The 23,477-nt window shown below is 52.7% G+C and carries 24 protein-coding genes and 1 pseudogene; 10 read left to right on the plus strand and 15 right to left on the minus strand.

The window, feature by feature from the left end; genetic code table 11:
- The first annotated feature begins 23 nt into the window (after positions 1–23).
- Positions 24–275, plus strand: coding sequence for a hypothetical protein (locus SIB83_RS09435; RefSeq protein WP_413745657.1), 252 nt, complete (start codon positions 24–26; stop codon positions 273–275).
- Between the two features lie 1,106 nt (positions 276–1,381).
- Here the strand turns inward: SIB83_RS09435 and SIB83_RS09440 are convergent.
- The 4 genes and pseudogenes from SIB83_RS09440 to SIB83_RS09455 form a co-directional block, all read right to left on the minus strand.
- Complete coding sequence (locus SIB83_RS09440; protein ID WP_413745658.1) at positions 1,382–2,191, minus strand: sulfotransferase family protein; 810 nt, start codon at positions 2,189–2,191, stop codon at positions 1,382–1,384.
- 74 nt (positions 2,192–2,265) lie between these two features.
- Entirely contained in the window at positions 2,266–2,973 is a 708-nt protein-coding gene (locus tag SIB83_RS09445) for a tetratricopeptide repeat protein (RefSeq protein WP_413745659.1), read from the minus strand.
- Between the two features lie 140 nt (positions 2,974–3,113).
- Complete coding sequence (locus tag SIB83_RS09450) at positions 3,114–3,371, minus strand: hypothetical protein (RefSeq protein WP_413745660.1); 258 nt, start codon at positions 3,369–3,371, stop codon at positions 3,114–3,116.
- 230 nt (positions 3,372–3,601) lie between these two features.
- Positions 3,602–3,889 (minus strand): annotated as a pseudogene (locus tag SIB83_RS09455) (phospholipase D-like domain-containing protein); the annotation flags it as partial.
- Between the two features lie 248 nt (positions 3,890–4,137).
- On the opposite strand from SIB83_RS09455, the gene SIB83_RS09460 reads away from it, so the two are divergent.
- Positions 4,138–5,148: a site-specific integrase gene (locus SIB83_RS09460; RefSeq protein ID WP_413745661.1), complete on the plus strand. Its 1,011-nt coding sequence runs from the start codon at positions 4,138–4,140 to the stop codon at positions 5,146–5,148.
- On the opposite strand, the gene SIB83_RS09465 is transcribed toward SIB83_RS09460, so the two are convergent.
- The 10 genes from SIB83_RS09465 to sufR all read right to left on the minus strand — a co-directional run bounded on the left by SIB83_RS09465 (position 5,106) and on the right by sufR (position 14,123).
- A complete protein-coding gene (locus SIB83_RS09465; protein WP_413745662.1) occupies positions 5,106–5,672 on the minus strand; it encodes a hypothetical protein in 567 nt (188 codons plus the stop codon). The two genes, SIB83_RS09460 and SIB83_RS09465, sit on opposite strands and share 43 nt — an antisense overlap.
- 161 nt (positions 5,673–5,833) lie before the next feature.
- A complete protein-coding gene (locus SIB83_RS09470; RefSeq protein WP_413745663.1) occupies positions 5,834–6,427 on the minus strand; it encodes a hypothetical protein in 594 nt (197 codons plus the stop codon).
- A 971-nt stretch (positions 6,428–7,398) separates the two neighbouring features.
- Positions 7,399–8,256, minus strand: coding sequence for a sulfotransferase (locus SIB83_RS09475; protein ID WP_413745664.1), 858 nt, complete (start codon positions 8,254–8,256; stop codon positions 7,399–7,401).
- A gap of 358 nt (positions 8,257–8,614) precedes the next feature.
- Positions 8,615–10,036 (minus strand): phospholipase D-like domain-containing protein, encoded by a 1,422-nt coding sequence (locus SIB83_RS09480; RefSeq protein WP_413745665.1) that lies wholly within the window; start codon positions 10,034–10,036, stop codon positions 8,615–8,617.
- 50 nt (positions 10,037–10,086) lie between these two features.
- Positions 10,087–10,275, minus strand: a complete 189-nt coding sequence (locus SIB83_RS09485; RefSeq protein ID WP_413745666.1) for a hypothetical protein — start codon at positions 10,273–10,275, stop codon at positions 10,087–10,089.
- Positions 10,276–10,279: 4 nt separating this feature from the next.
- Positions 10,280–11,353: a DUF4912 domain-containing protein gene (locus tag SIB83_RS09490; protein WP_413745667.1), complete on the minus strand. Its 1,074-nt coding sequence runs from the start codon at positions 11,351–11,353 to the stop codon at positions 10,280–10,282.
- Between the two features lie 194 nt (positions 11,354–11,547).
- Positions 11,548–12,306, minus strand: a complete 759-nt coding sequence (locus SIB83_RS09495; protein WP_413405363.1) for a phycobilisome rod-core linker polypeptide — start codon at positions 12,304–12,306, stop codon at positions 11,548–11,550.
- 93 nt (positions 12,307–12,399) lie between these two features.
- Complete coding sequence (locus SIB83_RS09500; RefSeq protein WP_413405365.1) at positions 12,400–12,990, minus strand: phycobiliprotein lyase; 591 nt, start codon at positions 12,988–12,990, stop codon at positions 12,400–12,402.
- 78 nt (positions 12,991–13,068) lie between these two features.
- A complete protein-coding gene (locus tag SIB83_RS09505; RefSeq protein WP_413747347.1) occupies positions 13,069–13,446 on the minus strand; it encodes a hypothetical protein in 378 nt (125 codons plus the stop codon).
- Positions 13,447–13,448: 2 nt separating this feature from the next.
- Positions 13,449–14,123 carry an iron-sulfur cluster biosynthesis transcriptional regulator SufR gene (sufR, locus tag SIB83_RS09510; RefSeq protein WP_413745668.1) on the minus strand — a complete coding sequence of 225 codons (675 nt, stop codon included), beginning with the start codon at positions 14,121–14,123 and terminating at the stop codon, positions 13,449–13,451.
- Between the two features lie 262 nt (positions 14,124–14,385).
- On the opposite strand from sufR, the gene SIB83_RS09515 reads away from it, so the two are divergent.
- The 8 genes from SIB83_RS09515 to SIB83_RS09550 all read left to right on the plus strand — a co-directional run bounded on the left by SIB83_RS09515 (position 14,386) and on the right by SIB83_RS09550 (position 21,517).
- Positions 14,386–14,526 (plus strand): hypothetical protein, encoded by a 141-nt coding sequence (locus tag SIB83_RS09515; RefSeq protein WP_413745669.1) that lies wholly within the window; start codon positions 14,386–14,388, stop codon positions 14,524–14,526.
- Between the two features lie 68 nt (positions 14,527–14,594).
- The gene (locus SIB83_RS09520) at positions 14,595–14,906 is read left to right on the plus strand and encodes a hypothetical protein (RefSeq protein WP_413745670.1); all 312 of its coding nucleotides are present in this window, start codon (positions 14,595–14,597) and stop codon (positions 14,904–14,906) included.
- Complete coding sequence (gene sufB / locus SIB83_RS09525; RefSeq protein ID WP_413745671.1) at positions 14,903–16,342, plus strand: Fe-S cluster assembly protein SufB; 1,440 nt, start codon at positions 14,903–14,905, stop codon at positions 16,340–16,342. The genes SIB83_RS09520 and sufB overlap by 4 nt, the downstream gene beginning before the upstream one ends.
- 53 nt (positions 16,343–16,395) lie before the next feature.
- Positions 16,396–17,184 (plus strand): Fe-S cluster assembly ATPase SufC, encoded by a 789-nt coding sequence (gene sufC, locus SIB83_RS09530; RefSeq protein ID WP_413745672.1) that lies wholly within the window; start codon positions 16,396–16,398, stop codon positions 17,182–17,184.
- A 2-nt stretch (positions 17,185–17,186) separates the two neighbouring features.
- A complete protein-coding gene (locus SIB83_RS09535) occupies positions 17,187–18,383 on the plus strand; it encodes a SufD family Fe-S cluster assembly protein (RefSeq protein ID WP_413745673.1) in 1,197 nt (398 codons plus the stop codon).
- Positions 18,380–19,648, plus strand: a complete 1,269-nt coding sequence (locus SIB83_RS09540) for a SufS family cysteine desulfurase (protein ID WP_413405375.1) — start codon at positions 18,380–18,382, stop codon at positions 19,646–19,648. The genes SIB83_RS09535 and SIB83_RS09540 overlap by 4 nt, the downstream gene beginning before the upstream one ends.
- An 89-nt stretch (positions 19,649–19,737) precedes the next feature.
- Positions 19,738–20,850, plus strand: a complete 1,113-nt coding sequence (gene mtnA / locus SIB83_RS09545) for an S-methyl-5-thioribose-1-phosphate isomerase (protein WP_413745674.1) — start codon at positions 19,738–19,740, stop codon at positions 20,848–20,850.
- A complete protein-coding gene (locus tag SIB83_RS09550; protein WP_413745675.1) occupies positions 20,837–21,517 on the plus strand; it encodes a class II aldolase/adducin family protein in 681 nt (226 codons plus the stop codon). Before mtnA ends, SIB83_RS09550 begins: the two co-directional genes overlap by 14 nt.
- On the opposite strand, the gene SIB83_RS09555 is transcribed toward SIB83_RS09550, so the two are convergent.
- On the minus strand, positions 21,502–23,412 hold the full coding sequence (locus SIB83_RS09555) for a prolyl oligopeptidase family serine peptidase (protein WP_413745676.1): 1,911 nt from the start codon (positions 23,410–23,412) through the stop codon (positions 21,502–21,504). The two genes, SIB83_RS09550 and SIB83_RS09555, sit on opposite strands and share 16 nt — an antisense overlap.
- Positions 23,413–23,477 lie beyond the last annotated feature (65 nt).

The following is a 23,477-nucleotide window of genomic DNA, read 5'->3' on the forward strand; positions in this document are numbered from 1 at the left end:
TGTTGTATCCGTTCGCCCAAGCCATGGCACAAGCCATCTGCGTGGAGATCTGGCGGGATGCCCAGCAGGGGGATTCGGACCTCTCCCTGAATCGATACCGCCCATTGGTGGAGGGTCGAGATCAGGATTTGCTCGATGCCCCTACTGCCAACGTGACAGTCATGCCCCTAGGTACGTCCATAGGGGTTATCTCCATCCCGAGAAAGGATCTACAGATTGATGGAGGTTTAAGTGCCATCGCTGGGGCATGGCAACGACCTCGCTGGATTTCGTGAGGGAGCATGCAGCCCACCTGCTGCTGCCTTCACCAAAGGACTTTGAGGTGCCCTCACGAGAGGCTGTTGATGGTTGTGGTGATGAGAAGAGTTTTACTCGTCTTCCAACTCAGAAGGGCATCTCTGATGCCCTCTGGAGGTCACGTCATCTCCCGAGACATCTCAATAGGGGTAATTGAAGGATCCTTAGTGATGAGCATCATTAGTCCTTATTCCCTTGAAATAAACCTCAGTTGAATATGACTGCAGGCTATGCATAACTGTTTCTGGCTGGAAACTCTTATACGTAGTGATGAAGGTATAGGAAATTCAGATTCAAGACTCCTTTGAGTATGAATCGATCGGATCATGGCTATTGAGCTTTGATCCCGTACTGCTTCCGCTTTAAGTGCGCTTGAGCCCTCTTTGGAGTACTTCTTTATTTAAAAGTGATTGGTTTTAAGGTTGAAATCGAATAAATAGATTCAATTGCTGTCTAGAAGTCAAGTGAGCTTGTTGCCTGAGGCCTCATCCTCTTGAGTTTAGTTTGATTCTTGATCAATTGACATCGCTATCTTTTCTATCCAAAAACTATGTATATCACTAAGACCACTTCTGCGAATGTCTCCTTTAATCGACGAGAAGTAAATGCTTTTCGTCAGATGAAGAAAGAGCCTTGATGCATAAGAACAGATTGACAAGGTCTGGTTGTTACAAAGTGGCAATGGAAGATTTGTACTTCAATCATTTCCCAAGACAATGAATATCAAGTTAGACAAGAAGAGTGAGGCTCTTTTCAAGCAGATGCTGAGAAAGAACTCTCGCTATGGATCAGCAGATTTAATTGCCAATGAGGCAATGCCAATGTTTTTTTGTTTCGGAGAATAGGAAAAGGTTTAGGTGAATACTCGGAGTTGCTCATGAGTATCTGTTAGGCATCGTTGGTATTGAGAACGGCGTGGAATGAAGATACTTATGTATCGAATGTCCTTAACCATTCAGCTGTGAGTCCTCTATATTTAGCTCGGCGGCATAAAGTGATCTAGGGTAAAAGGTCGAAGAATTATTCATGGGATTATTGGTTTGACTCCCTCCTTTTGCATTGGAATTGTTTATTGATAGGATTATTATATGCTATAGCCAAAATAATTAATCCAGGGGTTAAGTTTGTCCATATGTTCCGCAAAGTATTTTTGGTAATTTTTCCATCTGCCTACAGATGACTTGTAAAGAGGTTGAACTACTTGCAATGCGGAGGGGGGTTTAATAAACTCTCGATTCTTGGCAGTGTTCCTATACTCTCTCACGCCATCATCCCAGGGTAGGTTGAGATGTTTGAGCACTTTCAAAACGCTCTCGTCAAAATTGTCCAGTAAATCCTCGTATTTGGATATTGTGTAGTCTACGTTGAAGTTTTCATTGTAGGTAATCCAGCCGTTCATGACTTTGTCGTAATAGTCCACTGACCTATCTAGAGTGGTGAAATTTGTCATGGCTATATTTGGTGTAAATACCTGCTGGAGGCACGAGAGTATTGAGTAGCAAGGGTGTCTTAATGCAAAGATTACTTTTGCGTTCGGAAATAGCAAGTTAATCAGCGGAATAGCAACTGTGTGCAATGGAAGCTTGTCGATTATTAATTTGCCGGCATCTTTTGAGTGAAATTTAAGCCTGGAGTTGTAAGTCTTTCTCATTGCATTTAAATCGTTTTCCTTAAGCGAGTTGAAATTTGAAATTTGTCTCTGCAGATTGTTAATGCCTAAAATCTCTGTAAGATGGAGAGGGTCTTTTTCTTCAATAACTTCCACTGCGCGATGGCTTCTTAGGATTGTGTCTAATAGGGTGGTTCCTGACCGAGGAAAGCCAATTAAAAATACAGGGTGTGAATCACTTTGAGTTTGATTAATGAAATCTATGCTTGCTCTGTCTTTGGACATGTTTTCAGAAAGAGAAATGTATTCATGGACTCGATAATGCTCTTTTTTGTGATTTATTGACTTGTACAGTGGATCTATTTGTGAAGCTTCAAGACTGTAGAAGGCATCATCGTATTGATTATTTTTTCTGCAATTTGGGCTCTAAATGCATGATATTTTGACATGCAAAACCAGTCTTTTAAGTCCTTTGATGCAAGGTTAAGTCTCGGCAGTTTTGCCCAGCTGTCTTCGTATTTTTTCTGCCTAAATTGTGTTCGAGCTTCGTACATCGTGATGCGTATGCTTTTGCTTGGAAGAGCGCTTTTTAGGCAGATAATTGCTTCTTCTAATAACTCTTCTTCGTTGATGCTGTCGTAAAAGTCAAGAATTATGGTAACGATATTGGTATCTTTTTTAGTTGCCCTCAAGGCGTGATTGACAGCTGTTTTTGCGTCTTCAATTCTTTCAAGATCTTTGTAGATGCCACCCAGGTTGATGAGGGCATCTGGGTTATCAGGTTTGAGCTCGAGCGATTTGAGAGTGGAGGCAAGAGCCTGATCGAGGTTGCCGAGATCTTTGTAGATGCCTCCCAGGTTGATGAGGGCTGTGGGGTTATCAGGTTTGAGCTCGAGTGATTTGAGAGTGGAGGCAAGAGCCTGATCGAGGTTGCCGAGATTTTTGTAGATGCCGCCCAGGTTCATGTGGGCTGTGGGGTTATCAGGTTTGAGCTCGAGTGATTTGAGAGTGGAGGCAAGAGCCTGATCGAGGTTGCCGAGATTTTTGTAGATGCCGCCCAGGTTCATGTGGGCTGTGGGGTTATCAGGTTTGAGCTCGAGTGATTTGAGAGTGGAGGCAAGAGCTTAATCGAGGTTGCCGAGATCTTTGTAGATGCCGCCCAGGTTCATGTGGGCGGTAACAAGGCTTGGATTAAGGCTTATTGCTTTTAGCGTTGCTCAAGGGCGTTGCCAAGATCGTCGGCTTGCCATTTTAGGTATCCATTCCTTTCGAGATACTTGCTGTTCTCGGGTGAGATATGTACTGCTTTGTCTGATAATAGGATGGCGTTTTTTAGGTCTTGCTTTTCCAGCAAGCCTGAATAGTTTTGAAGAATATCTGAATTATTTTGGCTTATGTTTGTTGACCTTTTGAATAGTTTTAAGGCTCTTTGGCTGTTGCCTAGTGCTTTCTCAATCGTTGCCAAGAATCCGAGGGCAAAGCTATTCTAGTGATCTGCTTGTAATATATTATCTAGTGAAAGCCTTGCGCCCTCTAGGTCTCCTTGTTGGTATTTAGTGATTGATTGTTTGATTTCTTCTGTTCGTGATCTGCTCGCATCTTGCTTGATGCTTTTTTTGTGTTTTTGAGGCTTCCCAAAGCCAGCCATTTGCTGCTCAGATTTTTGAATCATCTTAAGCCACCTCTCAAGCCATCTCAGCTTCTCTTCAAACCACTCCCGCACTTGGCACGCTGCCGTTCCAGCTTTTGCCGAATCCGTGGCGTGACCCCCAGTTCCGCATCTCGCCAGAGGCGGTTCATTTCACGAGTGAAATGTTTGGCGAGTTGGGGTGAGTGGATCACCAGCAGGGTTTCATCATTGGTGTGAGCTGCAGCAGGTGACCAGTTGAAGGATCCTGTGATCACTGTTTTGTTGTCGATCACAGCGAACTTGTGATGGAGCTTGTCGCCGTGGGCGAGGCGACGTGTACCTACGCCTTGTACTTGCAGTGGTTTTGAAGGATTCGCTCAGGGATGCTCAGGTCTGTCATAGATCCATAAGCCAGAACCCAAGCCAAAAGGGCATCTGATCTCGCATTGAGACGCCAAATGGCTAAGAAGAGCTACTGGATCTGCTGATCTGGCTTGGCTTTTGAGGGATGTCTTCCCTAAGCCCGACTTCCATGCAAGGGAGAGGGATTTTGAAGAAGCCACCGAGGGTGAGGGACAACAACGGTGCTCTCCAAGTCAGGTTGAGGCTGGATGGGCGTGACCATTTCATTAATCGGATTGGTCGTTTCGACGATCCAGTTGCCCAAGCCAGGCGGCAAGCCATCTGCGCTGAGATCTGGCGGGATGCGCAGCAGGGAGATTTGGACCTATCTCTGAATCGATACCGCCCACTGGTGGAGGGGCGAGATCAGGATTTGCTCGATGCCCTCAGGTCACTAGCAGAGGAGAAGAGGCAAGCAAGGGTGACGCATGCCTTTCGAGTGGTGAAGCGGTTTGGCTTGCCGATCAGGACAAGGGCAGAGGTTGATCGCTTCTTGGCATGGATGAAGGCAGAGGGATTGGCAGCATCCACCCAGTCCACGATCCTCAGCACGATTCGATCAGTTCAACCCAAGAACAAAGCATTGGCATCAGTGGTCATCAAGGTGCCAACCAGAAGTGTCCATCAGGAGGTCCTCAGTAAGAAAGAGATCCAGCAGGTGCTGGCAGACCTTAATACCAATGAGGAATGGTTCTACCCCTGCTTCTTGTTGTGGTTGAGCACTGGTCTTAGGAACTCAGAACTGATTGGACTGACGTGGGATGCCGTTCGATTGGATGACGGTGAACTGCTGATTAGTAAGACACTGAAGAGAGATGGGACTGCCACTCATAAGAGGTATTGGGGACCAACCAAGACAGGGAAGAGCAGAGTTGTCCCGATCAACCCCCAGGTGGTGGAGATGCTGAGGCAGCATCGCTCCACCATGAAGGCATTGGGTCTCAATATCAAAAGCGGTTTGGTGTTCGTTACCCCAAGAACGCATCAGCATTTGTATGACTCTGGTCTTGAGCACGTATGGAAACGTTCTCTAAGGCGCCTAGGACTGCCTGTAAGGCGGTTGTATTCACAAAGGCATACGTTTCTGTCCCATGCGTTGGCATTAGGAAATTCACCTGCAGATTTAGCAGAAGTTGCAGGTCACAGGACCGAGCAGTTACTGAATACCTATGCCAAACCGACTGGGAGAGTGTTGCTTCCGAGTTGGTGATTATCCGCAAAAACTTTCATTTCTTTGATACTGGGGAAAGAGTAGTTTTTGTGTTGTGATAATGCGTTCATGAATTTATGCATATTCATTGTGTAGGTCTGCTCACCCTCTTTGATTGTGATCCATTGATGGGCGTAACCTCCAGTTTTATCGAATGCGGCGTATTGTCCTAGGCAGTAATCTTGATCGCTATTTAAGAGGAAAAAGTTTGCGATGCTATCTACGAGTTCACTGTCCCATCGTTCTGATGTGTCGTATTCGCTGTAGACGACAAATGACGCCCCTTTATCTGTGCAATTGAATTCGATGATGTAGTTGTTGAGTTCGTTGGCAATGAATGGAATACCCTCTTCTCTGTTTTCGGGAATATCGAGGTCCGCAAAGTGTTCAGGTGCAAACTCATCCTTCATAAAGTCCATCCAAATATCCTCTGCTAAGCGATTGAGTAATTTGTCAAACGTTGATTTTTGCGTCACACGCTTTAATTCAAAACAGTATGAGTTTGCGGAAAGATTCCAAGACATAGATCTAAAAGTAAGTGTAGGTGGATAAAATATTCAAACTATTTTGTTTTCCTTCTAGCGCCAGCAGTATTAGGAAAAGAATTGTTCGATGATGGCGAGTATCAACCCGCTCCGCTACAGTACACCTGTACTGCTAATTTGTCAACCCTCCCTGGGGTTGATCACCACAGATCACCTCTGCGTTTACGAGCACGCTCATGCTTTTGCTTGATCAGATGGTTGATGTGTGCCTGGCATCCTGATTGCTGTTGAGGCGAACGCATTGGTGGCAGTTTCTGGACTTTTGGCGGATTGCCGCATCCTTCTATTTTGTCTTCTTTAGAAGCATCGGGTGACTCTCTTGCAGTAGTGCTAGTGCTGTCATTTATTTTGTTTTTATCAAAAATTGGTTTCTCAAACTTCAAACCTCCAATACTTTCAAGAGCATTCGCAAGGGTTGGACAGTTATGCCCTTTGCCTGTTGTACCCATGTGTTCTCGTTCTCTGACGTAGGCAATGAATTCAGTGGGGAAATGATCCTTGAGAAAGTTATGGAATTGTTTGCCAGTTCCGCATTTATGGCACTTGAAATTGATACAACTCTCCTTTTTGTAGAAGTATCCCTTTGCTTTTGATTCGCTGATCTTCTTGCCTTTGCTGTTGATGCCACCCGACTGGCAATAAGGACAACAGAGTTGATGTGTTTCTCCTCCTTTGAAACGATAGTGGAGAAGATGACTGGATATTTTGTTGATGAATGCTTGATCTAAGTTCATAGTTGTATTTCTAACTTACCCTACAAGTATACCATAACTTCTCATTTTTGTAAAGTACTGCATGTATAAATAACCTTGTAAAGGTTGATCGAACTATTCAATAGTTGATCCTCAAGGGGTTGACAAATCACTCCAAAGTGTGTATAATAACCTTGTGTAGAATGAACAAAAGATCTTTAGATTCTTTGGATCTTATGACTATTTAGATTTCAATTCTTTAGATCAATCCCAATGAGACGTGAGCGTAGCGAAAGCAACTACTTCAATGCACTAGTTTTATGAACTTGTTTGGATCAACTTAAAGAATAGAGTTCTATGGTTGCCTTAGAGCATTGTCTATGAGAAAGAAAAGATATGTTGTACAGGTTTCTTTCACGTATCAAGAGTTTCTGCAGTTAAATCCACTTCTTAAGGAACTGCAGGGGCACGTAGGGATGAATAAGTCACAGTTGATCAAAAGAATGATTGCTCATTATGGATCAAGCATTGCTTGAAGAAATAGTCCTAAATAGATGGTAGTGATAAGAGCGATTGATGCAAATAAGGATAGAGATTAACCGTAAGGTTAGTGAACTGCTTTCGAAATTAGAAGAAAAGCAGGTATTCGTGAATCAGTTTGGGACTTTTCAGAAGTTTCTAGAGTGGTCTTTAGTAGAAGCTTTGAAAGAACTTGATAAGAAACCGCTTAAGCAACTCAAGCGCATGGATAGCTAAAGAATTTAGGTCAATCTATTTATTTTACTCACTAAAAAATCCAGGAGCGGGTTTTCCAGATTTCCAGCTTTCACAAAGAATATTTCCATCGAGTTGTTATGAGATCGACTGAGTGCCGATTTTGCTGAGATTCTGTTGCCAGTCATTGATGATGGGACACCAATATTTATTGCGATTCCCCTTTCCTTGATGACTGAGTGATCAATTCTTGTGAGTGTTGAATGAAACGCAGTAGTCGATTGAAATTCGCTCCGTGTTCACTTGGAGTAATTCCATCCGTCCCAAGCCTTGCTAGCACTAAACCTTTCGCCGCAAAACTCATAAACGTCAGAGTAAGAATTAAAGAGTAATTTGCGGGTCGACTTTTTTACCCTTTCGTCATAAGATGCGCTATTTTTATTTACTCTGTGACCGGTATCAAAAAATAGTTTATCCTCTTCTAGGAATTTGGAGAATTTTTCAAGCGTTTCTTTTTCGAAAAGATTTTCGTAAAGCGAGTAAAAGATATCTTCTTGCGGGAAAATTCTTTCAAGATTTTTAATTGTTTGACAATAAAGGGTATTGATTCGGCATTTTGTTGAGCTCCCAAGAACTCTTACAGCATTATCAAGAGACATCGTCCTCAATGCTTTGTATTGCAATTGCTTCCATCCTTTTCTGCGCATCATTTCTATTTGCGATATACACCTGCTGATTGGATCTCTCATAATAAAAACTGGTTTTACTTTAAATCCTCTAAGTTCAAGATTTAACCTTATTTGAGCAAGCGCATGCTCTGGCAATGCTGAATACTCTGGCGTGATGTCCCCAACAATTTTTGTTTTTGAGTGCTTTAAATACAAGTAATCAAAATAATCATAATACAAATCCTGATTCATTATAAATGATAAGCGTTGTAAGGAGTTTGGTGATGTATTGCCGTTACGTATTTGTTTTAAGGCTTGTTTTTTGGCACGAGCTAGGAATCCAGAGTGTTCAGGGACATGCAGCGCATCGTGGACGTGATATTCCTTGCGAAAACCGAAGTCACATTGCTCATTTTTAGAAAGCTGATCGTGAATCCAAGTTGTTCCTCCCTTTTGGCAGCCTACACCGAGAAGAAAAATTTTAGACATTGTTTAGATATTTTGGTTTGTATTTATACTAGTGAGGGGAATATTGGTTTCTTTGGCGATGACAATATGCTCTCTCTTTTCTCGCCACATAAACTTGTCAGTGCTGCCAAGGTAACTGATCCATTTGAGAGAGTTGGTTTCTGATCGATCAAGATGGTTTTGTGTGTTTTCTCTATGATAATTCTTCTTGTATTCAGTTAGCGCTGTTGATGAAATAAATTTTATTAATTAAATCTGAGGGCATGAGTCAATAAGCTATATGATTTACGAGCAAATTTAAGGCCGAGATGTTGCGCGCCGATTGCTTTTATGGTGAGCCGCTTCTCAAGCTACTTTTCCTCTCTCTCTCTAGCCCTTCTCAATCCCTCTCGATCCCACTCCCGCATTTTCTTGTTTGTCGATCCAGCTTGCGCTGCATCCGAGCGGTGATCCCCAGCTCTGCTCCTCGCCACATTCGATCCATCTCTTGGGTGAAATGTGCTGCTAGCTGTGGTGACTCAATCACCAGCAGGGTTTCATCATTGGTGTGAGCTGCAGCAGGTGACCAGTTGAAGGATCCTGTGATCACTGTTTTGTTGTCGATCACCGCGAACTTGTGATGGAGCTTGTCGCCGTTGGCCAGTTTTGGTGTTCCAACACTTTGCAGTGGTGTTTTGAGAGGGTTATTGCCTGCTTCAAGTTTGCAAAAGCGGTCGGGCAGTTCCAATCCAAGCAGATCCAACACTTCGGAAAAGGAACGTCCTGCGAAGCCTGGATCAGCCAACAGCCGAATTCCCACACCAGCTTTCAGTCGCTCCGCAAGAATATTAGTCAGTGATTGGTCTGAAAAGACAAACAGCGCCATATCAATATTCCTCTGCGCTGCAGTCAGCTGCTCACCGATCAAGTCGAGGCCGTGTCCGGAGAGTTGATCGGAATGCGGTGAAAACAGAACTTTGATCTGTACGCCATTGGCTTCAACGGATTGCACGCCGCGGTTGTTTTTGCCGCGTCCGAACCGACTGTTCCTCTGGCCTCCAGGTCCATCTCCCCACATGCGTTCAAATTCTTCTCGGAACAGCTCAGCAAGTTCGGCGCTTTGGATGCTCAGCTGGTGATTTACATTGCCGCGACTGCGGGATACTCCCGCATCTCCATGCATTCCCGAACTAGTGAAGTTTGCACTGCCGGTGATCACCAGAGCCCGATCCACCACCAAGAATTTGTGATGCATCAGGCCGCTGCCTCGGCTCCCATCTTCGGTGTCATCGATCATCGGTATCCCACTACGTTTCAGCAGCGCAATGGCATCACCTGCCAGCCGTTCCTCAGCCGTCAGCCGGCCGTCGCGATTGCTGTCCGCGAGCAGCTGCAATTGCTGGAGTCGGCGTCTGTTGTGAACTGTCAGATCGCTGGGATGCTGTTCCGACCAGGGGCTGCTGTAGTTGTTTTCCAGCACAACCTGAACCTTCACTCCTCGCCCTTGTGCGCGAATCAATGATTCAGCGATTTTCGGCAGTGTGAGTTCCTGAATTGCCAGCAGCACTTCCTCCCTGGCTGAATCGATCTGTTGGATCAACCGCTTCTCGAGGTTGTCGCCGTTGCGCCAACCTCCGTTTAGGGGATCGCGGTAGCGGCTGGAAGCCCGATGATTGAAATGCAGCTTGAAGCTCTGCGGCAGTGGAAGTTCAGTTTCTTTTGGTCCGACAATTCGCCCCGCCTGGCTGCAACCAAACATCAGTGACGTCAGAAGGGTCAGCAGGACCTTTCGTCTGGTCTTTTGGAGCAGCCTGACCAGCATGCTCTGCGCTTCGGGTGCTGTAAGTGTTCCACCGCCTTGAGGTGAGGTCTTCAGTGGGGCATTTCAGAGGTTCGAAGCATGCCGACAAACCAGAGGCTGCTGAGAACGAGTGCCACTACAACACCCGCACCGATCCCCATCCTTGCCATCGTCAGAGGGACAAGAACAGGGAATGCCACAGCCCCTGCCACGGGGGTGACCGCCACAACCAAGCGCAGGGCTTTTCGGTTCACTCCCACAGAATCAGAACCACTCGGCTTTGGCTTCGCTGGCAGGGTTGCTGTTGTCTTCGGGGGTGACGCGCTCGAAATTGAGCGTGATGTTTCGCTTCTGTTCACCATCGGCAGCTGTTGCTTCAACGGCATACATCTGCTCGCCGTCACGGAATGGAACCTGAATGCGGAAGGTTCCATCGCTGGACAGTGGCACTTCTTCTCCGCCGATGGTGAGTCGGGCGGAAGGATCAGTGGCGCCGTAAACGATCAGCTCGGCATCTGCCACTAGCCAGAAGGTGCGTTGGCGAGGGGCGACTCCTCCCAGGCCGGATTCATTGCGGCCGCTGGCCCATAAACCAGCACCGGAATCAGAAAGGCCTCGCTGATCTCCGGAGAGAGAGTCATGCTCGTGAAGAACCTCCGATCCGACTCTGCGGCTGCGGAAGTGGGTCGTCGCACTTTGGTAAAGGCGCTCATGCAAGCCACTGTCGCTGGGCTCAAAGGTGGGTGAGCTGATGGGCGCTGGAGAAGGGGCGGTGGCTTCGAGGCTGAAAGGAACGAACTGATCGAGGATCTGGTCGCTGGGGTGCAGTGCCGGCACCCTGGCCACGGACGAGAATGCGAGGGAGATCCATTGGCTGCCGGAGCGGAAGCCGAGCTCCACGCGATAGTCACGATCACAGAGAGGCACCGGCAAATACCACTCGGTGCTGTGGCTGTCGACGGGCACCTCCTGGAGTGTGTGGGGATGGGCTGAGCCGTCCTGCAGGCCTGTCACATCGGCCAAGCGGAGATTCAGATGTGCGGCACCCTCGCTCTGAGCGCGGCGACGATCGTTATCTGAGATTTCCCAGAACACATAGGCCCACTGAGGATCTCTGGGAAGAAAAACCACGCGAGTCTCGGACTGGGGCCGTGACGGTGGATTCAACTCGGCTTCAATGGCCTTGAGATCGCCGCCACGACGTTCCTGTTTTTCGGCGATGGCGGAGACCAGGTCTTTCTTGCTCTTGCGGCTGTAGAGAGTAACGCCAAGATCACTGGCCATCTGACGCAGCTGACGCAGGGTCATGCGGGCGAGGGATGTGATGGCTTGCGTCACGGTCGGGCTACCGGGTTTCTTTGGGATCAGTTTGCTGGAAAGTCCCGCTTTTCAGGGTGCTTGTTCGCCCGTGGTCAGCATCTTCTGACTGCATCACCTGCCGGGACCGCATCCGGCTCGATCCTGAGGCTGCGCACGAAAAAGCGGAGCTCCACAGGGGGCTCCGCTCAGACGTCTTCGGCTGGGAAAGCGATTCAGCGGCCGATGCTGCGGTATGGAACTTTCGACAGATAATCCATGTCGAGATTGCCCTCGGGTGAGGCTGAGCCTGCGGCGGCGATGCCTCGGACCCAGGGAAGATAATCTTCGCTGAATCCTCCACGTCGGCGGGTTGCGCGTGCGGGCAGGCTCTTCGCAGTGCCGGTGTAGATGATCTTGGGGAAACCAAGAATTCCCCGGTAGTACTCGTCGTAACGAGGTGTGGTGATGTTGAAAGGGGTTTCGCCGAGCTCCCGGCCGGGAAGCACCCGGTTGCGTTGATAAGGAACAGTGTCGTAACCGAAGGCTTCGAGATATTCCTCGCTGTCAAGAAGGGCATCAACAATGCCTTCGACACCTTTGGTCGCGATCACGATCGACCACGAGATTTCTTCGGATCGTCCGTGGGTCTTGCGGCCGAGGATTTTCTGGACAAGGTGTCGAACCACTTTGTAGTTCGAATTGAAGCCATAGAACGTTCGTTTAAAGGTGTCCGACAGACACAGCCCTCGGATGAAATCACGAACGGTGATCTGCCCGTCACGCAGTTGTGATTCGAGGAAGGAGTCGCGGTCACTCTTGAACGCGTGAAAGAAAATCTGGCGGTAAGCCGATTCGATCACCGTTTTGATGTTGTCAGCGTCCATCGAGATGTCCATCTGAAGGGAGCGCTGTGTCTCTTCAGAGGCAACGTTCAGGGCTGCGACGCGGTTGTTCTGCGTCGTTGGTGCGTACTGAAGAAGAGGAATGGCCACTCGAGTCGGAACACACTGGCTGGATCGTATAAGTGCGAGTCAACACACTTCAAAACTGGCTTCGGCCTACTCACAGTCCGTAACAGAGGACACTCACCAGCCGAAGGGTGATACGAGCGCTGTCATCCCCTGTGAGCCGGTCGATGAGCTGTCGTTTCTGAGCCTGGTTTCCACGCAGAAGGATGCGTTGTTGGACAGTCCTTCAACGGTGTTGGAACGAATGCGTACATCAGGACCAGAGAAGCTGAAGCGCTCCCAGACCGTCATCATTTCGTAGCTCGTACAGAGAATCAGACCATCTCTGTCGTCCATGTCGAAGGTCGACGTTGCAGGAGCTTTTTCTGCGTAGCCCTGATCCCTGAGCAGGGTGCCGGAACGGGCGGTTTCACTGTCTCCGATCAAGGCGAAGCAGGTTTCGCCATCGTGGGCATCGCCATCGCGGTCCCAAGCCATCGAGGCGCTCCAGCGCACGTAGCTGCCGCCGATGATCAGGCCAGGATCCTTGTCGTGCTGCTTGGCCATGGCCAGCAATCGCTCGTCATTGAGTTCCAGGTCCTCGACCACGATCAGCGAACCACCTGCCTCGCTGCGGCGGTGTAAGAGGTGGTGCACGCTGCGTTGTGAACGCCAGTTTCCACAGCTCAGCCGGAAAAATGTCGGCGCGTCGGGGATGTCCAGGGTCATCGGCTGTGGACGATCTGTTATTGATGATCGCAGGGGAGAGATCAGAATGCGACATACGTCATCGTTGAAGCGATTCGTTCACTTCGATTCGGACAAGCGTTGACGGCTGTTCTCTTCTGCGTGTTTGATCAAATTGTTGAGCTTGAGCTCCAGTGGGGTGAGCTCAAGCTGTGTGGCCAGCTCTTCAAGCTGGCTTGCAATCAAGGTGAATTGCATCATCAGCTGTTCTCTGAATTCTCCATCGTTGGCGAGTTGAGGCTGGCGATCACACCAGTCTTGCCAGCGATCACGGGTCGGTAAAGGACCCTGCTGCAACGGCATGGCAATTTCTTGGAATGTCGCCAGGCAGTGGGCCTGGAGCCGTAGAAGGTGGCGGTCCACCACCGGCAGAAGGGTGGCGTCAATTTGTTCGATCTGCTTTCGGTCCAACGGGCCTGCAGCAGGCTCTGGGTCCATGCTCACGGGCTGGATCCTGGTTTGGATTCCTTGGACGTTGTGCTGAACGGACTGATCTGAAACCCGCATGAATGCCCGGATTCCAGCCGCCAGTGCACCCGTTCCACATGACAGTCGGGGAAGGTCATGCGAATCAGTTGAAGTTCCTGATCGCAAAGAGCCGGAAACTCTTCAGCGATCCTTTGCACGGAACAGTGAAATTCATTGATGCACCAGCCGACACCACTCTCGGCTGGAACCATTTCGCTGACATATCCCTCGTGACTGCGCAGATTCACCAATCTGCGAATGCGTTCTTCGAGCGGTCCATCGCCGAGCTGATGTCTGTATTGATGGGCTTTTTCCTGAGCCTGGCGGCTGAGCAGAGTGGCCAGTGTTTCCGGCGGCAGACTGGTCGTCATCGACTCAAGCAGACTCAGCGCAAAGGTGTCACTGCCATCTGGGAAGTGTTGATGCCCCCGCTGTGTGAGTCTCCATTGGTTGGAAGGTCGGCCTGGCCCTGCTGCTAAGGGACTCGCTTCCACCAAACCTGCTTCCTCCAGGGTGCGCAGATGACGACGCATCGCCTGAACGGAAATTCCCAGTTCATTGGCCAGATCGGCAGCACTGATCTCACCGTGCCTAAGGAGCAAGGTGAGGGTCGCTTCACGCGTGGGTGCCTGAGCTGCCGCGCCCATGAGTTCTGGCCGATGGTTTCACCATGCCACGGGATCGGTGCAACTGACTTGGCTCGCCCCCGGCTTGGATGTGAGACGTATCGCTGAATCACTGCGCATCGATTGAAGACTGCGCTTGTCTTCCGCGATCCGGTTCTCTGGGACTGATCGGAGCCAGCCCTTGGCTTGTTTGAGTCCGTGGCAGGCATGAATTGATCCAAATCAAGTCGTTCACTGGCCTGCCGCGGGTATCAACTGCTGCCTGGCTCTGTCCCGACCTCCCGTGGCTCCTCGTCTGAAGCTGGCTCTTGATGGAAGCTTTCTCCCCAGTCATCTGTGGTGGCTCCGCGACAGCCGTCTTTTCCAGCTAGAACAACTCTCCGTCACAATGGTCACATGGTCGGGTGATGGAACCGTGCTTTAGGCTCCAAATACGAAACCCTTTTGTTTCGTATCTCCCTGGCTACGACCCTTTTGCCAACGTTCGTCTCCATGACTGATGCCATGACTGGCAATCGAGTGCCGACCTCGGAGAAGCTGGAAGTCATTCACGAATCTGCCGGGATTTACGCGAAGCGAACCAACACCATTTCTTGTGGAGACGAGGGCGCTACTGCAGCTGCTCGGGAAGGTTTCACTCTTTGCAAGCAGATGTTTTCGGCAGCCTTGCATCAACGAGCGCCCAACCTTGAGCACGAGTTGTGCCGTTCCGCGCTGTTTCTGATTGAAGAAGATTCTTTCCGCAGGTCAGACCGCAGTGTCTCCGTGGAAACGATTCAAGCCTTGGCAGGTCGATTGATATGACATCCACTTCCACGCAGGATCTAGTCAGCCAGCCGTACAAATACGGCTTCGTGACTGATATCGAGACTGAAAAAATTTCCAAAGGTCTCAGTGAAGAAATTGTTCGACTTATTTCCAGCAAAAAAGAGGAGCCTGAGTTTCTTCTCAGGTTTCGGCTCAAGGCCTACAGGCATTGGCTCACCCTGGAAGAACCTGACTGGGCTGAGCTGGGGTACGACCCAATCGACTACCAGAACATCGTCTACTACGCGGCTCCAAAGCAGCAGGTCAAAAAAAGCTCACTCGACGAAGTTGATCCAAAGCTTCTCGAAACGTTTGACAAACTCGGCATTCCTCTCAGCGAACAAAAGCGCCTGAGCAATGTCGCGGTTGATGCTGTGTTTGACAGCGTTTCAATTGCCACGACCTACAAGGAAAAACTTGCCGAGCACGGTGTCGTGTTCTGCTCTTTCAGTGAGGCTGTTAAGGAGCATCCGGAACTGATTGAGCGCTACCTCGGTTCTGTTGTCCCCAGTAATGACAACTATTTCGCAGCCCTCAACTCTGCGGTTTTCAGCGATGGCTCCTTTGTTTTCATCCCAAAAGGAGTTGAATGTCCAATGGAGCTCTCCACATATTTCCGGATCAATTCCGGGGATACTGGGCAGTTCGAACGCACCCTGATCGTGGCGGAGGAAGGTGCTTCCGTGAGCTATCTCGAGGGCTGCACGGCCCCGATGTTCGACACCAATCAGCTCCATGCCGCAGTGGTTGAACTGGTGACGCTTGATGATGCTTCGATCAAATACTCCACGGTTCAGAACTGGTATGCCGGTGATGAAAACGGTGTTGGTGGTATCTATAACTTCGTCACCAAGCGTGGCCAGTGCCGCGGCGCTCGCAGTCGTATCAGCTGGACCCAGGTGGAGACCGGTTCGGCGCTGACCTGGAAATACCCCAGTTGTCTGCTTCAGGGAGCTGATTCCGTTGGTGAGTTCTATTCAGTGGCTCTCACTAACAACAAACAGCAAGCCGACACCGGTACGAAAATGGTTCACATCGGTGCCCGCACCCGCTCCACAATCGTCAGCAAAGGAATCAGTGCAGGCAAATCCAGCAACAGTTACCGCGGGCTGGTGCAGATTGGGCCCTCAGCCAAGGGAGCGCGGAACTACAGCCAGTGTGATTCCATGCTCATCGGAGACCAGGCAGCCGCCAACACCTATCCCTATATCCGCTCCCAGCAGCCGGAATCAGCGATCGAGCACGAGGCCAGCACCTGCCGTATCTCAGAAGACCAGCTCTTTTATCTGCAGAGCCGCGGCATCGGTTTTGAGGAGGCGGTCTCCATGATGGTCAGCGGTTTCTGCCGAGATGTGTTCAACCAGCTGCCGATGGAGTTCGCAGCCGAAGCCGACAAATTGCTGGCTCTAAAGCTAGAAGGCTCGGTGGGTTGAATTCTCCTGCCCTGCGCCAGCTCTAACGGTCATTTGCCCTTTTCTTCTCAACTGTGATTCGCTCCGACGCCGAGCTGCTTCTCGACATCAACGATCTGCATGCATCCGTTGAAGATCAGCCCATCCTCAAAGGCGTGAATCTCCAGATCAGAGCTGGTGAAGTTCACGCGATCATGGGTCGCAACGGCAGTGGCAAGAGCACCCTCTCGAAGGTTCTGGCCGGCCATCCCGCTTATCAGGTCACCGGTGGCAGTGTTCGCTATCGCGGTGAAGATCTCTTTGAACTGGAGGCGGAGGAGCGTGCACGCCTCGGTGTGTTCCTCAGCTTCCAGTATCCGGTTGAGATCCCCGGCGTCAGCAATCTGGAATTTCTGCGCGTGTCCACCAATGCTCGGCGTGAGAAGCGGGGCCAGGAAGAACTCGACACCTTTGACTTTGAAGACCACGTGCGCGAGAAGCTCAAGGTGGTGCAGATGGATCCTGCGTTCCTCGAACGCAGCGTCAACCAGGGCTTCTCCGGTGGCGAGAAGAAGCGCAATGAAATCCTGCAGATGGCCTTGCTGGAGCCGGTCGTGGCGATTCTTGATGAAACCGATTCCGGTCTTGATATCGACGCCCTGCGCATCGTGGCCGGCGGCGTGAATCAGCTTTCCGGTCCGCAGAACGCAACGATCCTGATCACGCATTACCAGCGGTTGCTCGATGAAATCACTCCCGACTACGTGCATGTGATGGCTGCGGGCCGCATCCTGCGCACCGGTGGGCGTGATCTGGCAATCGAGCTGGAGAAAACCGGCTACGACTGGGTTGATAAGCAGCTCGCTGCCGAGGGAGTGGCCTGATCATGGTGAGCAACGTACTGGCACCGGTGCAGCAGCGAGGACGTGAAGCCCTCCAGCGTCTTGGCTTGCCCACCCGTAAACAGGAAGCCTGGAGACTCACCGATCTCAAACGACTTGGGGAGATCGCCGCACTCCCGGAGGTCAGAGAAGCTCTCGACATCGTTTTGCCGGAAGTGGCTGAAGGAGTGACGAGGATCGTGCTGGGCGCGGAGTCGGATCCCCTTGATGGAGTCCGTCTTCCAGAGGGGGTGACATCACTCACAGAGGCCGAGTTGCATTATCACCTTGGACAGTCTCTCGACCATTGCGGTTGCTCTCAGGCCTGGCCTGTGCAACTGAACCATGCCCACAGCCGGCAGCTGCTGGCGCTGCGTATTCGCGGCAAAGTTGCGCCTCTGGAACTGGTGTTGCCCACGTGTGTTGGTCTGACCGCCACAAGAGTGTTGCTGCTGCTCGAGTCGGACGCCGAACTGGAACTGTTTCAGGTCTTTCCTGCCGAGGGATCTCCTCCGGACGTACATCAGGCTCACAGTCATGTTCTGGAAGTGCATCTCGGTCAAGGCGCCAGGTTGGATCATGGTGTTCTCGCCAGTGGTTCAGGAGATGCATCGTTGATGGTGCATCTGGCCATCGAGCAGGAGCCCGGTAGTCACTACGGGCTGACGAGTGTCTGCCGCGGCTGGCGATTCGGAAGGCTTGAACCGCGAGTGTTGCAACTGGACGGCCAGGCCACCACAGGGATCCATGGCCTGTCGATGACAACAGCGGAAGAACAATTTGCGACGCACAGCAGCATGCGTTTCGACGGCCCTGAAGGGGGACTTGATCAGCTTCAAAAAGCTGTTGCAGCTGATCGTTCCCACAGCATTTTCAATGGCGCCATTCAGGTGCCCAGGCCGGCGCAGCGCACTGATGCATCCCAGCTCAGCCGCAGCCTTCTGCTCTCACGCCGTGCGCGTGTGGATGCCAAGCCTGAGCTGCAGATCATCGCCGACGATGTGAAATGTGCACACGGCGCCACGGTCAGTCAGCTGCAACAGGAGGAACTTTTCTACCTGCGAAGTCGTGGAGTTGACGCCGATGAAGCAGCTGCCTTGCTACTTAGGGGATTCTGCTGCGAAGTGGTGGATCGTCTGCCAGCAGCGGTCAAGGCCTGGATGGCCTCCGGAGCAATCGCTGACCCCTCTCGACCCTTATGACCACTCTTTCTCGCGATATCGGTGTCTCTTTAGCGGAACGGACCCGTGCTGATTTCCCGATTCTCGATCAGCGATCCGCCCAGGGCGATCCTCTGATCTACCTCGATCATGCCGCCACCAGCCAGAAACCCCGGGTTGTGCTGGAGGCGCTGCAGGCCTACTACTCCTGTAACAACGCCAATGTGCATCGAGGAGCACACCAGCTCAGCGCCAGAGCCACCGAGGCCTTTGAAGCGGCCCGCTCCACCACTGCCTCTTATGTCGGGGCGGCAGGAGCTCAGGAGATTGTGTTCACCCGCAACGCAACCGAGGGCATCAATCTGGTCGCCCGCTCCTGGGGCGACGCCAACCTGCGTGAAGGGGATGAGATCCTGCTCACGTTGATGGAGCACCACAGCAACCTGGTGCCTTGGCAGCTGTTGTCACAGAGAACCGGTTGTGTTCTGCGTCATGTGGGCATCACTGAAACCGGTGAGCTCGATCTCGACGACTTTCACTCCAAGCTGAGCGATCGCACACGACTGGTCAGCCTCGTGCAGATCAGCAACACGCTGGGTTGTCGCAATCCTCTTGAGCTGGTGATTCCCGCTGCCCATGCTGCAGGTGCTCTGGTGCTGGTGGATGCGTGCCAGAGCCTCGCCCATCACCCCACGTCGGTCGCGACTCTGGATGCTGATTTCCTCGTGGGTTCCTCACACAAGCTCTGTGGTCCCACAGGGATGGGGTTCCTGTGGGCCAGGGAAGCTCTTTTGGAATCGATGCCGCCTTTCCTCGGTGGTGGGGAAATGATTCAGGACGTCTATCTGGATCACAGCACCTGGGCCAGCCTTCCATACAAGTTCGAGGCCGGCACTCCCGCCATCGGTGAGGCCGTGGCAATGGGCGCTGCGCTCACTTATCTCACGCAGATCGGACTTGACAACATCGCCGCATGGGAAGCCGAACTCACGGTGCATCTGTTCAATCGCCTTCAGATGATTGACGGCCTGCGCATTCTCGGACCAACTCCTCAGCAACAGTCAGGCCGGGGTGCTCTTGCTACCTTCCTTGTGGATGGAATCCATGCCAACGACATCGCCGCCATGCTCGATCTGGCAGGAATCTGCATCCGCAGTGGTCATCACTGCTGCCAGCCTCTGCATCACCACTACCAGGTCACGGGTTCAGCCAGAGCCAGCCTCAGCTTCATCACAACGACGGCGGAGATTGATCGTTTCGCCGATGAGCTTCAGGGTGTCATCAACTTCTTCCGGGATAACGCCTGAGTCCTGTCTCAGGTTCTTTGACTGGTTTGCGTCAACAACCGCTGTAAAGCGGACAGGCAGATTGGCTCAGGTCTCTCCAATCGATCCGGATGAACATTGACGGTCAGGCCTGGCGCACCATCGGACTCGAACCGGATGGTCGCTCGGTCTGGGTGATTGATCAGACCCAGTTGCCCCATCGCTTTGGAACTCGAACCCTCTGCAGCTGTGAGCAGGCGGCTGCGGCCATCAGCACCATGGTGGTTCGTGGCGCTCCATTGATTGGGGTGACCGGCGCCTATGGCCTGATGCTGGCCCTGCTGGAAGATTCCAGTGATGCTGCTTTGGCGGCTGCTTTTGACCAGCTCAATGCCACGCGCCCCACGGCTGTGAATCTGCGCTGGGCTCTGGAGCGAGTGCGAGATCGTGTGCTGCCGCTGTCTCCGTCGGGACGGGCGGCTGCCGCTCGGGAGGAGGCCGGTTTGATCGCTGATGAGGATGTGGCCATGTGCTCCGCCATCGGTGACCACGGTCTGGAGATCATCAAGCGGCTTGCGGCGGCCAGGCCGGAGGCCCGGAGGAACAGGCCATTTCAGGTGTTGACCCACTGCAACGCTGGCTGGCTGGCCACGGTTGACTGGGGAACGGCGTTGGCTCCGATTTACAAGGCCCGACGAGCCGGCCTTGATCTTCATGTCTGGGTGGATGAGACCCGCCCCCGCAATCAGGGTGCATCGCTCACGGCCTATGAGCTCGGTCGAGAAGGAATTCCCCACACGGTGATCGTGGACAACGCCGGAGGTCACCTGATGCAGAACGGTGAAGTGGATGCGGTGATTGTGGGAACGGACCGCACCACTCGCCGCGGCGATGTGTGCAACAAGATCGGGACCTATCTGAAGGCCCTGGCGGCCCATGACAACGCGGTGCCGTTTTATGTGGCTCTTCCCGCATCAACCATCGACTGGAATCTGGATGATGGGGTGCGGGAAATCCCGATTGAAGCCCGGTCCCCCCAGGAGGTCACGGCGATTCAGGGCCGCCTGCTCGATGGATCAGAGACAGGCACTCTTGCCCAGGTGCAGCTCACACCCGAGGGCAGCGACGGCTTCAACCCTGCTTTTGATGTGACGCCTGCCCGGCTGATCACTGCGCTGATCACCGATCGGGGTGTGGCGGATGCCAGTGAGGAGGGGCTGAAGAGTCTTTATGGCTGTGGCTGACCACCGCGAGGATCAGGCGCTGCGTCAGCAGCTGGTGAATGTGGCCCGCCGCATGAACAGCACAGGGCTCAACCAGGGCACGTCCGGCAATCTGTCAGTACGGATTGAGGGAGGGATTCTGGTCACTCCCAGCTCCCTTCCCTATGAACAGATGGAGGCCGATGATCTGGTGGCGCTGGATCTGAGCGGTCATCCCCTGCGCGAGCAGCAGCGGCGGCCCTCATCGGAGTGGCGCCTGCATGCGGATGTGCTTGCTGGTCGTTCGGAAGCGACGGCCGTGGTTCACTGCCACCCAATTCATGCCACTGCACTGGCCTGCCATGACCGTGGCATTCCTGCGTTTCACTACATGGTTGCGGTGGCCGGCGGTGATGAGATCCGCTGCGCCCCCTACGCCACCTTCGGAACGAAGGAGCTTTCCGACAATGTGGTGAAAGCTCTCGGTCCTTGCAATGCCTGTCTGCTGGCCAGACACGGGATGGTGACACTGGGGAAGGATCTGGAGTCAGCACTGCGGGTGGCGGTTGAGGTGGAAACCCTGGCGCGCATGTATCTGCAGGCTCTTCAGGTGGGGGAGCCGCCAGTTCTCTCCCACGAGCAGATGCAAGCGGTGCATGCCCAATTCAGAGGTCTTGATTACGGGCAGGTGGATCAGAGCCCGAGGTGATGCCGGAAGAAGCGCTCCGTTTCCTCCAGCACCTGCACTTTCACCTCACTGTCGCGGAAGCCATGGCCTTCCTCCGCAAAAGTCTGCACCTCGACAGCAAGTCCGTTGTTTCTGAGAGCAGCCGCCATCCGTTCCGTTTGCTCGGGAACCACCACCTTGTCCTGCAGGCCCTGGAAAAAGATCACCGGGCAGCGAATGGATTGCGCATGCAGGAGCGGTGAGCGCTGCTCATAGCGGGCTTGATCCTCAGGCCAGTCCCCCACAAGTGAGTCGAGATAGCCGGCCTCGAAGCGGTGTGTCTCGAAGGCCAGAGACTTGAGGTCGCTGACGGCGTAGCGGCATGCCCCTGCCCTGAAGACATCGGTGAAGCAGAGGCAGGCCAGGGTGGTGAAGCCACCGGCGCTGCCCCCTTCGATCGCAATCCGTTCTGGATGGGCCTTGCTGGCCTCGACAAGAGCTGTTGCTGCTGCTGCGCAATCTGTGACATCAACCACGCCCCAGCCGCTGTTCAGTCTTTCTCGGTAGGCCCGCCCGAACCCGGTGGATCCTCCGTAGTTCACATCCACAACGCCCCAGCCCCGAGTGGTCCAGAACTGGATGCCGAGGCTGAGGCCGCGGCGGGCCATAGCGGTTGGTCCGCTATGGCTTTTCACAAGGAGGGGAGTCTCGCTGCTGGCTCCACCCAGCGGCGGGTAGTACCAGGCGTGCGTGCGCAGGCCATCGGCACCTTCGAACCACAATGGTTCGGCGCAGCTGATGGCTTCGATCGGCAGTGCGGCTTCGCTGGCTGGAGTGTGCTGCCAATCACCGGTGGCCAACTCCAGCTCCAGCAGGCCCTGGCCGACGGAGGAGCTGCTGGCGATGACCACGGCCCGTCCCCCATTGGCATGGAGATCAGCCAGGTCATCGAAGGGCTGATCGACGCTGCTGATCGTGCCGTCGCCCCTCAGCTGCTTCAGCTGCCAGCGGCCTTCAGCACAGATGGCTGCCAGCAACTGTTCGCCATCCCAGGCACTGGTGCTCATGCCGAACACCCACTGAGGCATTGCGGTTTCCGCCTGCATGGGCCATGGACGCTCCCAGTTGCTTCCGCTGAGGGGGTCGGCAAGCCGCATGAGGTTCCACCAACCACTGCTGTCTTCAGCAACGACCAGGCTGCCGTCGGGTAGCCACAGGGGCTGAAACACGGAGATGGCCTGTTCGGCGCCAGGTCGGCTCCCGGCGAGTGTCTGTACCTGCGTCAGCTCTCCATCCGGTGTGAGGCAGGCGCAACGAAGTTCGCTGGCATCCCAGGGCATGGCTGGCTGTCGCCATTCCACCCAGGCCAGCTTGTTGCCATCCGCGCTGAGTGCTGGGTAGCCAACGAAATCATCGGCTGCATGAAGCAGCTGTGGTTGTTGATCGTTCTGATTCAGGGCAACGCACACCAGATGGTCACGGCTGTCGCGCTCCATCACTCCCACCCAACGCTGCCGCTCCTGGTCAATCAGGCCTCCGCCCAGGGCCCAGGTGCCTGGTGCACTGATCCGGACCGGCTGAGTTTCCGCAGTGAGGGCTGCGCAATCCTCTCTGCTCAGTCCAAGCCAGGTCTGCTGCCAGAGGCAGCGGTCGTCGTCATCGATCCAGGTCAGCAGCAGTTTGTCCCCCGTCAGGGCCACGGCCATTGGGCCACCGCCGTATTCGTGAATGCGGCAGCGCAGGTTGGCTGGGGCCTGCGTCAGCTCTTTCGCCGGTTTGTTGGTCTGACGCCAGGGGCGGATCATGGCCGTTGTCCGGCCTTTTTCCTGAGGGCGCTGCTCCAGCCACAGCACCCAGTTCCCCAGAACTTGAGGTGCTTTCAGCGTCGGCTGGCGTCCGAGGGCGGTCCTCGCAGACAGGGGCTGAGAGCTGCTCATCGCTGCAATCGGATGCAAATGGGAAGACTGCCTAAGATCAGCACAGTTTTGATTCAGGTTGAGAC

Origin of the sequence: Synechococcus sp. MIT S9507, assembly GCF_047304715.1 — a bacterium.
GTDB lineage: Bacteria > Cyanobacteriota > Cyanobacteriia > PCC-6307 > Cyanobiaceae > Synechococcus_C.

Coding starts and splice junctions, on each gene's coding strand:
- SIB83_RS09500 (WP_413405365.1), bottom strand. CDS start 12,990: ATGACCCTGGACATCCCCGACGCGCCGACATTTTTCCGGCTGAGCTGT.
- SIB83_RS09465 (WP_413745662.1), bottom strand. CDS start 5,672: ATGTCTTGGAATCTTTCCGCAAACTCATACTGTTTTGAATTAAAGCGT.
- SIB83_RS09440 (WP_413745658.1), bottom strand. CDS start 2,191: ATGTCCAAAGACAGAGCAAGCATAGATTTCATTAATCAAACTCAAAGT.
- SIB83_RS09470 (WP_413745663.1), bottom strand. CDS start 6,427: ATGAACTTAGATCAAGCATTCATCAACAAAATATCCAGTCATCTTCTC.
- sufB (WP_413745671.1), top strand. CDS start 14,903: ATGACATCCACTTCCACGCAGGATCTAGTCAGCCAGCCGTACAAATAC.
- SIB83_RS09520 (WP_413745670.1), top strand. CDS start 14,595: ATGACTGATGCCATGACTGGCAATCGAGTGCCGACCTCGGAGAAGCTG.
- SIB83_RS09435 (WP_413745657.1), top strand. CDS start 24: ATGGCACAAGCCATCTGCGTGGAGATCTGGCGGGATGCCCAGCAGGGG.
- SIB83_RS09535 (WP_413745673.1), top strand. CDS start 17,187: ATGGTGAGCAACGTACTGGCACCGGTGCAGCAGCGAGGACGTGAAGCC.
- SIB83_RS09505 (WP_413747347.1), bottom strand. CDS start 13,446: ATGGACCCAGAGCCTGCTGCAGGCCCGTTGGACCGAAAGCAGATCGAA.
- SIB83_RS09555 (WP_413745676.1), bottom strand. CDS start 23,412: ATGAGCAGCTCTCAGCCCCTGTCTGCGAGGACCGCCCTCGGACGCCAG.
- sufR (WP_413745668.1), bottom strand. CDS start 14,123: ATGGGCGCGGCAGCTCAGGCACCCACGCGTGAAGCGACCCTCACCTTG.
- SIB83_RS09550 (WP_413745675.1), top strand. CDS start 20,837: ATGGCTGTGGCTGACCACCGCGAGGATCAGGCGCTGCGTCAGCAGCTG.
- SIB83_RS09480 (WP_413745665.1), bottom strand. CDS start 10,036: ATGCTGGTCAGGCTGCTCCAAAAGACCAGACGAAAGGTCCTGCTGACC.
- SIB83_RS09540 (WP_413405375.1), top strand. CDS start 18,380: ATGACCACTCTTTCTCGCGATATCGGTGTCTCTTTAGCGGAACGGACC.
- mtnA (WP_413745674.1), top strand. CDS start 19,738: ATGAACATTGACGGTCAGGCCTGGCGCACCATCGGACTCGAACCGGAT.
- SIB83_RS09445 (WP_413745659.1), bottom strand. CDS start 2,973: ATGAACCTGGGCGGCATCTACAAAAATCTCGGCAACCTCGATCAGGCT.
- SIB83_RS09475 (WP_413745664.1), bottom strand. CDS start 8,256: ATGTCTAAAATTTTTCTTCTCGGTGTAGGCTGCCAAAAGGGAGGAACA.